The following is a 9074-nucleotide window of genomic DNA, read 5'->3' on the forward strand; positions in this document are numbered from 1 at the left end:
GTGACTGGAACCCTCGTACTCGCCGGAACCCCGATCGGTGACCCCGCCGACGCCCCGCCGCGGCTCGCGGCCGAGCTGGCGGCCGCCGACGTCGTCGCCGCCGAGGACACCCGGCGGCTCCGCAGGCTGACCCAGGCGCTGGGCGTCGAGCCGGCCGGCCGGATCGTCTCCTACTTCGAGGGCAACGAGGCGGCGCGTACGCCCGAGCTGGCCGAGGCGCTGGTGGACGGGGCGCGGGTGGTGCTGGTGACCGACGCGGGCATGCCCTCCGTCTCCGACCCGGGCTACCGGCTGGTGGCGGCGGCCGTGGAGCGCGGGGTGCACGTCACCGCTGTGCCGGGGCCCTCGGCTGTGCTGACGGCGCTGGCGGTCTCCGGGCTGCCGGTGGACCGGTTCTGCTTCGAGGGCTTCCTGCCGCGCAAGCAGGGCGAGCGGCGCGGCAGGCTGCGGGAGGCGGCCGACGAGCGGCGCACGCTGGTCTACTTCGAGGCGCCGCACCGGCTGGCGGCCACACTCGACGCCATGGCCGAGGTCTTCGGCCCCGAGCGGCAGGCCGCCGTGTGCCGGGAGCTGACCAAGACCTACGAGCAGGTGCGGCGCGGCCCGCTGGGCGAGCTGGCGCAGTGGGCCGCCGAGGGCGTGCGCGGCGAGATCACCGTCGTCGTACGGGGCGCCGAGGCGCCGGCGGGGGGCGAGGCGGACGCGGCGGAGCTGGTGCGCCGGGTCGCGGAGCGCGAGCAGGCGGGTCAGCAGCGCAAGGAGGCGATCGCCGAGGTGGCACGGGAGGCGGGAGTGCCGAAGCGGGAGGTCTTCGACGCGGTGGTCGCCGCAAAAAAGGCGGGCGGGCAGCCGGGTAAAGGACTTGCGCGGTAAAGCAAAGGGAGGGTCCATGGGCGCCCTCCACCTTGACGCTTCGCCCAAATTTCCCCATACCGAGGAAAAGCCGCACCGGCCTTCCTTCCAGTGCGCTCATACGAGGAGTGCACTGGCTGTGGGCGTCACCTCGCTCGCCCGCAAGGAAGGAGCTGCCATGAAGCACGAGAGCGGCAACGGCAGGGAAATCGCCAACTCGGCGCGGGAAACGGTGCATGAGGCGTATTCGTTCGCCTGTATGAAATGCGGACACGGGTGGGAGCAGGAGTACGAGATACAGCACCTGGAATACACCGACGGCAGGCCCCTGGTCGTGTATTACGAGGACGGAAAGCGCGTCCCGTCGCCGCTCACCAAGCCCACGTGCCGCTTCTGTGACGGCCACGTCGTCCGCATCATGCGTTCGGGGCGCGTCTCCACGGCGGAGGCAGCGCTGCCGCACCACTGAGGGCACTTCCCACCACCGGAAGCAGTGACATACCGGCGATTTATCATCGCCGGTATGTCCACCTCCGCGACTGGGAACAGCGCAGCGAACAGCCCGGCGACGAACGCCGCGAAGGCCCGCGCTGCCCAGGCACCTCCGCCGCCGCCCGAGCCGCTCGCCTTTCCGGTCGCCGACTCCCACACCCACCTGGACATGCAGGAGTCCCCGGTCGCCGACGCGCTCGCCGCCGCTGCGGCCGTGGGTGTGACGACGGTCATCCAGGTCGGCTGTGATCTGGAGCGCTCCCGGTGGGCCGCCGAGACGGCCGCCGAGTGGAAGAACGTCTGGGCCGCCGTGGCCCTCCACCCCAACGAGGCGCCCCGGCTGAGCGCCGAGGGCGGCGAGGAGACGCTGGACGAGGCGCTGGCCGGTATCGAGAAGCTCGCCGCGCTCGGGCACGTACTGGCCGTCGGCGAGAGCGGTCTGGACTACTTCCGCACCGGCCCCGAGGGCGTCGCCGCGCAGCAGCGCTCGTTCCGCGCCCACATCGAGCTGGCCAAGCGGCTGGACAAGGCTCTGGTCATCCACGACCGCGAAGCCCACGCTGACGTGCTGCGCATCCTGGACGAGGAAGGCGCCCCCGAGCGCACCGTCTTCCACTGCTACTCCGGTGACGCCGAGATGGCCGAGCTGTGCGCGGCCAAGGGGTATTTCATGTCCTTCGCCGGAAATGTCACGTTCAAGAACGCGCAGCCGCTGCGGGACGCGGTCGCCGTGGCACCGCCCGAGCTGCTGCTGGTGGAGACGGACGCGCCGTTCCTGACGCCCGCGCCCTATCGGGGCCGGCCCAATGCGCCGTATCTCATCCCGATCACCCTGCGCGCGATGGCTGCCGCCAAGGGTATGGACGAGGAGCGGCTGGCCCGTCATGTGGCCGCCAACACGGCGAGAGCCTTCGGTTACTGAGGGCACTGCCGAGGCCGGATCGTGAGCCCTCTTCCGAGCCGTAAACTGGCGCGGTGAGTGCTGCCCCTTCCGACCCGTCCACCGCGTCCGACGCCGCAGGCAGCGGCGTGCTGCTCGGACCCGCAGAGGTGCGGGAGCTGGCGGGGGCGCTGGGGGTGCGGCCCACCAAGCAGCGCGGGCAGAACTTCGTCATCGACCCGAACACCGTGCGCCGGATCGTGCGCACCGCCGAGGTCGGCGCCGACGACGTCGTACTGGAGGTCGGCCCCGGGCTGGGCTCGCTGACCCTGGCGCTGCTGGAGAGCGCGGCGCATGTCACCGCGGTCGAGGTGGACGACGTACTGGCCGCCGCCCTGCCCGCGACGGTGCGGGCCCGGCTGCCGGAGCGCGCCGGGCACTTCTGTCTGGTGCACGAGGACGCGCTGCGGGTCACCGAGCTGCCGGGCCCTGCGCCGACCGCGCTGGTGGCCAACCTCCCGTACAACGTGGCCGTCCCTGTGCTGCTGCACCTGCTGGCGGCGTTCCCGAGCATCGCCAGGACGCTGGTGATGGTGCAGTCCGAGGTCGCCGACCGGCTGGCGGCGCCGCCGGGTTCGAAGGTGTACGGGGTGCCGTCGGTGAAGGCCGCGTGGTACTGCGAGGTCAAGCGCGCCGGTGCGATCGGGCGGAACGTGTTCTGGCCGGCGCCCAACGTCGACTCCGGGCTGGTCTCGCTCGTACGGCGTGCCCACCCGCCCGCGACCGCGGCGAGCCGCGAGGAGGTGTTCGCCGTCGTGGACGCGGCGTTCGCGCAGCGGCGCAAGACGCTGCGGGCCGCGCTGGCCGGCTGGGCGGGCTCGGGCGCGGCGGCTGAGGAGGCCCTGCGCGCGGCCGGGGTCTCCCCGCAGGCGCGCGGGGAGTCGCTGACCGTCGCCGAGTTCGCCGCGATCGCGGAGCACCGCCCGGGCCGGAACGACGCACCCGTGGACGAGAACCGGAACGGAGACGAGGAGCCCACCGCGTGACCCAGCCAGCCGCCGCCACCCCCACCGGCTCGACGCCGACGGTCACGGTCCGCGTACCGGCCAAGGTCAATGTGCAGCTGTCGGTCGGCGGGCTGCGCCCCGACGGCTTCCACGGCCTGGCCAATGTCTTCCTCGCCGTCGGGCTGTACGACTCGGTCAGCGCCACCCGCGCCGCCGAGCCCCGGCTCACCGTCTCGGGGCCCGACGCCGCGCTGGTGCCGCAGGACCGCACCAATCTCGCGGCGCGCGCCGCCGAACTGCTGGCCGAGCGGCACGGGCTGGCGCCCGATGTGCACCTGCACATCGCCAAGGACATCCCCGTCGCGGGCGGCATGGCGGGCGGCAGCGCGGACGCCGCCGGTGCCCTGCTGGCCTGCGACCGGCTGTGGGGCCTGGACACCCCGCGCGAGGAGCTGCTGGCGCTCTGCGCCGAGCTGGGCTCCGACGTGCCGTTCAGCTTCGCGGGCGGCGCCGCGCTCGGCCGGGGCCGGGGCGAGGTGCTGACGCCGCTGGAGGTGGGCGGCACCTTCCACTGGGTGTTCGCCGTGGCGGACGGCGGGCTGTCGACACCGGACGTCTACCGCGAGTGCGACCGGCTGCGGGAGGCGGCGGGCACCGGCTCCTCGGACGCCGAGGTGCCCGAACCTGTCGCCTCCGAAGCGCTGTTGGACGCGCTGCGTTCGGGCGAGGCCCAGTCGCTGGCCACCACCCTGCGCAACGACCTCCAGCCCGCCGCCCTCTCCCTGCGGCCCGCACTCGCCGAGACCCTCAACACCGGCCTCGCCGCGGGCGCCCTGGCCGCGCTGGTCTCCGGCTCGGGCCCCACCTGCGCCTTCCTGGTCCCCGACGCCGACTCGGCAGCCCGCACGGCCCACACCCTCACCGCCTCCGCCACCTGCCGGATGGCTCGCGCCACGTCAGGCCCGGCGCCGGGTGCGACTGTTGTGTGACGGCCGCGCCCCGAAGGGGCGCGGGGAACTGCGCGACAAGCCACAACGGGCCCGCAGCCTGCGACGAAGCAGCAAGGGGCAGCCCCTCATCAGCCGGCGAGGCCAACAACGGCGCGCAGCGCGCGCACCAGCGCCTGCGGACGCGGATCGCTGGTCACCGAACGGTGCAGGGTACCGGTGACGTAGCCGAAAGAGACCCCCGTCTCGGGGTCGGCGAAGCCGAGTGAGCCGCCGCTCCCGGGGTGGCCGAACGAGCCGGGGCCCAGCAGCGGGCTGGCCGAGCCGTGCAGCATGTAGCCGAGGCCGAACCGGGTGTTGACGACCAGCACCCGGTCCGGTCCTTCCGACTCCTCGGAACGTGCCTGGGTCAGCGTCGCGGGCGTGAACAGCCGGCGGGCCCCACCGAGAGGGCCCAGCAGCGCCGCGTAGAACGCGGATAGCGAGCGTGCCGTGGCGATACCATTCGAGGCGGGGAATTCGGCAGCGCGGTAGACCGGGTCGTTGTCGTCGGGCTTCGGCTCGATGGCGCCGAAGGCCCGGCGCGTCAGCGAGCCGGGATCGGCGTACGCCTCGGTCACCGAGCGCTTGGGGCGGGTACGCAGGGCTCCCGGCTCCGGCGCGGGCGCCTCCTGTCTGGCGACCCGGGCCACCCGGCCGCCGGCCGCCACCTCGTCGGGCAGCCCGATCCACAGGTCCAGCCCGAGCGGTCCGGCCACCTCGTCGGTGAACCAGCGCCCCAGGCTCCGGCCGCCGCTGGCGCGGGCCACCAGTTCGCCCAACAGCCAGCCGAAGGTGTGCGGGTGATAGCCGTGCGCCGTGCCCGGCTGCCATTCGGGGGCCTGCGCGGCGAGCGCCCGCGCCGCCCGGCCGGGCTCCAGCGCCTCCTCGGGCGTGAGCGGCGTCTCCAGCGTGGGCAGCCCGGCGCGGTGCGCCAGCAGATGGCGGACCAGGACGCGTTCCTTGCCCGCGGCCTTGAACTGCGGCCAGTACGAGGCGACGGGCGCGTCCAGGTCGAGCTGGCCGCGCTGGTGCAGCAGATGCGGGACGGCCGCCGCCAGGCCCTTCGTGGCTGAGTGGACGACGACTGCCGTGTCCCCGGTCCAGGGCGCCGCGTTGGGGTCGGCGGGGTCGGTGCTGCCGCCCCACAGGTCGACGACCTTGCGGCCGTCCCGGTGCACGGTCAGCGCGGCGCCGTGCTCGCCGCGCCGCTCGAAGTTGCGTATGAAGGCGTCGCGGACGGGCTCGTACCCCTCCGCGACCGTGCCGTGCACTGTCGGCCGTGCGCCGTGCACTGCTGTGTCAACGACCTCTGCCACGCTTCCTAAGCTCCTGTCGCCTTGAGGGCGCTTTTGTGACGCCGCGCCCCCATGGTCCTACGGCGAAGGTGGGCTCTGGAGAGGGGGTGCCCCCTCATCAGGCCACCGGCACCGTCACCGACCGCGGGTCAAAACCGAACGGGAGCTCCAGACGGTGGGCCCGCATCAGCTCAGCGTCGGAGAGCAACTCCTGCGTATTGCCGTCCGCAACCAGGACACCGTCGCTGAGCACGACAGAGCGCGGGCACAGCTCCAGCGCGTACGGCAGATCGTGGGTGACCATCAGCACCGTCAGATCGAGCGAGCGGATCAGATCCGCGAGCTCCCGGCGGGCGGCGGGGTCGAGGTTGGAGGACGGCTCGTCCAGTACGAGGATTTCGGGGCGGCCGGCCAGCACGGTGGCGACGGCGACCCGGCGCCGCTGGCCGAACGAGAGGTGGTGCGGCGCCCGGTCGGCGTGCTCGGCCATCCCGACCCGCTCCAGCGCCTCGTGCACCCGCGCTTCCAGTTCGGCGCCGCGCAGTCCCGCAGCGGCGGGCCCGAAGGCCACGTCCTCGCGGACCGTCGGCATGAACAGCTGGTCGTCCGGGTCCTGGAAGACGATGCCGACCCGGCGCCGGATCTCGGCCAGGTTGGGGCGCTCGGCCCGCAGCCCGGCGACGGTCACCGCTCCGGCGCCCGGCGTCAGGATGCCGTTCAGGTGCAGCACCAGCGTGGTCTTGCCGGCGCCGTTGGGGCCCAGCAGCGCGACCCGCTGGCCGCGCGGCACCGTCAGATCGACGCCGAACAGCGCCTGGTGGCCGTCGGGATAGGCGTAGGCGAGGCCGCGCACTTCGAGCGAGGGAGCCGCTTCGGACGTCTCGGTGGCAGTGGTGTCGGTGTCGGTGGAGGTCACAGAGTCCATCCCAACAGGCAGATCGCGAGGGCGGCCAGCGGCAGCGCCGCCGAACGGGCCCACTGCGTACGAGCGGCGGGTCCGTCGCCGAGGGCCGGGGGCATGGTGCCGGTGTAGCCGCGGCTGAGCATCGCCAGATGCACCCGTTCACCGCGCTCGTAGGAGCGGATGAACAGCGATCCCGCCGACTTGGCCAGCACCCCCCAGTGCCGGGGCCCGCGCGCCTCGAAGCCGCGGGAGAGGCGCGCCGTGCGCATCCGGCGCATCTCGTCGCTGATGACGTCGGCGTAGCGCACCATGAACGTGGCGATCTGGCACAGCAGCGACGGCATCCGCAACCTGGCCAGCCCCAGGAGCAGTTCGTTCAGCCCCGTCGTCGAGGCGAGCAGCACCGAGGCGGCCACTCCGAGGGTGCCCTTGGCCAGTACGTTCCAGGCGCCCCACAGCCCCGACTCGGACAGCGACAGGCCCCAGACGGTGATCCGCTCCCCCTCCGCGACGAACGGCAGCAGCACCGCGAAGGCCACGAACGGCACCTCGATCGCCATCCGGGTCAGCAGATGGCGCGGCGGCACCCGGGAGGCGGCGGCGACGGCCGCCAGCAGCACCGCGTACGCGCCGAACGCCCAGACCGCCTCCCGGGGGGTGGCGACGATCAGGACGACGAAGCAGAAGACCGCCGCCAGTTTGCAGTGCGCTGGCAGCGCGTGCACGGGCGAGTTGGCGTGCTTGTAGAGCTTGTGCGCGTGTCCGGCGCCCATGTCGGCCCGCCCTTCTCAGCGCTCGGCGCCGGACGGAGCGGACGGAGCCGTGGCGGCGGCCTCGGCCGGGGCCGTTCCAGCGCGCCGGCGGCGCAGTACGACGAAGACGCCGGAGCCCACGGCGAGGGTGGCGCCCACGCCGATGACGCCCGCCAGCCCGCCGGACAGCCGGCTGTCGGCGATGTCCTCGACCCCGTAATCCGCCAGCGGGGAGTCCTCCGCCGCGTGCTGCTGCTCCTTCTTGTCGATGCCGTTGTCGGCGGCGACCTTCTCCAGCCCGTCGGGGCTCGAGGAGGCGTAGAAGCTGAGCCCGCCCGCGCACAGCAGGGTGACGACGAGCCCGGTGACCCACAGCGGGCGGGTGGAGCGGCGCCGCGCGGCGACCGGAGCAGCCGCCGGCGCGGGCCGGGGTGCCGCTTCGGGGTCCGCCGACAGCGGCGAGGGGCGCAACTCCAGCCGTACGGCGAGCCGGTCGCGCGCCGCGTACACCAGATCGGGGCGTACGGCCACCACGGCGCCCACGGTCGCCGCGGTGATCGCGGCCTCGCCGATCCCGATCAGCACGTGCACTCCGACCATCGCGCCGAATACCTTGCCCAGCGCCACATCGGTGGTCCCGCCGAGCGCGTAGACCGCGGTGAAGGCAACTGCCGCCGCCGGTACCGAGACCAGCGCGGCGACGAAGGAGGCCCCGGTCACCATGGAGCGCCGCCGCGGCAGCACCCGCAGCAGTGCGCGGAAGACGGCGTAGGCCACCAGGACGGTCACCACGCCCATGTCCGTGATGTTGGTGCCCAGCGCCGTCAGCCCGCCGTCCGCGAACAGCACGCCCTGCAGGAGCAGCACGACGGAGACGCACAGCACACCGGTGTAAGGGCCGACGAGTATCGCGGCCAGCGCACCACCCAGCAGATGGCCGCTGGTGCCCGCCGCCACCGGGAAGTTGAGCATCTGTACGGCGAAGATGAACGCGGCCACCAGCCCGGCCAGCGGCGCCGTCCGCTCTCCCGCCTCGCCGGGGCCGCCGCCCAGTTCCCGCCGGGCGCCGCGCAGGGAGACGGCGACGGCTGCGGCAGCGACGACTCCCGTACCGGCCGAGACGGGGGCGTTGATGAATCCATCAGGTACGTGCATCAGGCGCTCCGCTTTCTCACGGCTTCTCACAACGGCCCGGCAATGGCCTGGCAGCGGCCGTTTCCAGCCTTTTGAGAATAGCGGTCAGATGCAAAGACTTCGCAAGAGGGCATGGGGAATGCCCGGATCACCAGGGAACGTCCGGCCCTGTCCCCGCACCTGTGGTGGAGCTCACCAGGGTTGCCGGGTGACTGAGCCGCTTCCGCAAGCGTCTGACTGGACGAAGGGGCAACCCGGTCCGGGCGACGAGCGCACCGGGAACCCCCGACCCAGAGGAGCAGATGTGTCCAAGGTCATCACCCGCACCGTGCAGGCTCAACTGATCACCCGGCCGCCCGCGACCCGGCCCCTCGCACCTGCTCTCCGCTACGAGACGGACGACCCGCTGGCGGTGCGGATCGTCTTCCCCGCCGAGATCTCCCTGGACGGCGGGGAAGTCGCCTGGGCCTTCTCCCGCGAGCTCCTCGCCGAGGGGCTGCGCGGACCCGCGGGTGAGGGCGACGTGCACATCTGCCCCTGCGGCCAGGAGCGGACCGTGATCGAGCTGCACGCGGGTGAGGGCGTCGCGGTCCTGGAGTTCCGCGCCACCGACCTTGCCGCCTTCCTGCAGCGCACCTACGGCCTGGTCCCGGCCGGCACCGAGCCCGCCCTCCTCGACCTGGAAGAGGGCTTCGCTGCGCTGCTGCGCGGGGTGTGACGCTGCGCGGGGGTGTGACGCCGAAACCCCCGCCCTCCTGCCCTTCGGAAG

Annotated in this window: 10 protein-coding genes; 6 read left to right on the forward strand and 4 right to left on the reverse strand. The window is 73.3% G+C overall.

Annotation, left to right across the window (positions count from 1 at the left end; translation table 11 throughout):
- The 5 genes from rsmI (at window position 1) to ITI46_RS19255 (ending at window position 4220) form a co-directional block, all read left to right on the forward strand.
- A complete protein-coding gene (gene rsmI, locus ITI46_RS19235; RefSeq protein WP_209240898.1) occupies window positions 1-873 on the forward strand; it encodes a 16S rRNA (cytidine(1402)-2'-O)-methyltransferase in 873 nt (290 codons plus the stop codon).
- Between the two features lie 157 nt (window positions 874-1030).
- Window positions 1031-1321, forward strand: a complete 291-nt coding sequence (locus tag ITI46_RS19240) for a hypothetical protein (protein WP_209240899.1) — start codon at window positions 1031-1033, stop codon at window positions 1319-1321.
- A 54-nt stretch (window positions 1322-1375) separates the two neighbouring features.
- Entirely contained in the window at window positions 1376-2266 is an 891-nt protein-coding gene (locus ITI46_RS19245; protein WP_209240900.1) for a TatD family hydrolase, read from the forward strand.
- Between the two features lie 53 nt (window positions 2267-2319).
- Window positions 2320-3270 carry a 16S rRNA (adenine(1518)-N(6)/adenine(1519)-N(6))-dimethyltransferase RsmA gene (rsmA, locus tag ITI46_RS19250; protein ID WP_209240901.1) on the forward strand — a complete coding sequence of 317 codons (951 nt, stop codon included), beginning with the start codon at window positions 2320-2322 and terminating at the stop codon, window positions 3268-3270.
- Window positions 3267-4220, forward strand: coding sequence for a 4-(cytidine 5'-diphospho)-2-C-methyl-D-erythritol kinase (locus ITI46_RS19255; protein ID WP_209240902.1), 954 nt, complete (start codon window positions 3267-3269; stop codon window positions 4218-4220). The genes rsmA and ITI46_RS19255 overlap by 4 nt, the downstream gene beginning before the upstream one ends.
- Window positions 4221-4309: 89 nt before the next feature.
- Here ITI46_RS19255 and ITI46_RS19260 read toward each other — a convergent pair whose 3' ends face one another.
- The 4 genes from ITI46_RS19260 to ITI46_RS19275 form a co-directional block, all read right to left on the reverse strand.
- Window positions 4310-5536, reverse strand: coding sequence for a serine hydrolase domain-containing protein (locus ITI46_RS19260; protein ID WP_307808233.1), 1227 nt, complete (start codon window positions 5534-5536; stop codon window positions 4310-4312).
- Window positions 5537-5633: 97 nt separating this feature from the next.
- A complete protein-coding gene (locus ITI46_RS19265; RefSeq protein WP_209240903.1) occupies window positions 5634-6440 on the reverse strand; it encodes an energy-coupling factor ABC transporter ATP-binding protein in 807 nt (268 codons plus the stop codon).
- Window positions 6428-7192, reverse strand: a complete 765-nt coding sequence (gene cbiQ / locus ITI46_RS19270; protein WP_209240904.1) for a cobalt ECF transporter T component CbiQ — start codon at window positions 7190-7192, stop codon at window positions 6428-6430. Before cbiQ ends, ITI46_RS19265 begins: the two co-directional genes overlap by 13 nt.
- 15 nt (window positions 7193-7207) lie before the next feature.
- Complete coding sequence (locus ITI46_RS19275) at window positions 7208-8326, reverse strand: energy-coupling factor ABC transporter permease (RefSeq protein WP_209240905.1); 1119 nt, start codon at window positions 8324-8326, stop codon at window positions 7208-7210.
- A 283-nt stretch (window positions 8327-8609) separates the two neighbouring features.
- Between ITI46_RS19275 and ITI46_RS19280 the strand changes: the two genes are divergently transcribed.
- Complete coding sequence (locus tag ITI46_RS19280; RefSeq protein ID WP_209240906.1) at window positions 8610-9023, forward strand: SsgA family sporulation/cell division regulator; 414 nt, start codon at window positions 8610-8612, stop codon at window positions 9021-9023.
- The last annotated feature ends 51 nt before the right edge of the window (window positions 9024-9074 follow it).

Source organism: Streptomyces oryzae (assembly GCF_017676365.1).
Lineage (GTDB): Bacteria > Actinomycetota > Actinomycetes > Streptomycetales > Streptomycetaceae > Streptomyces > Streptomyces oryzae.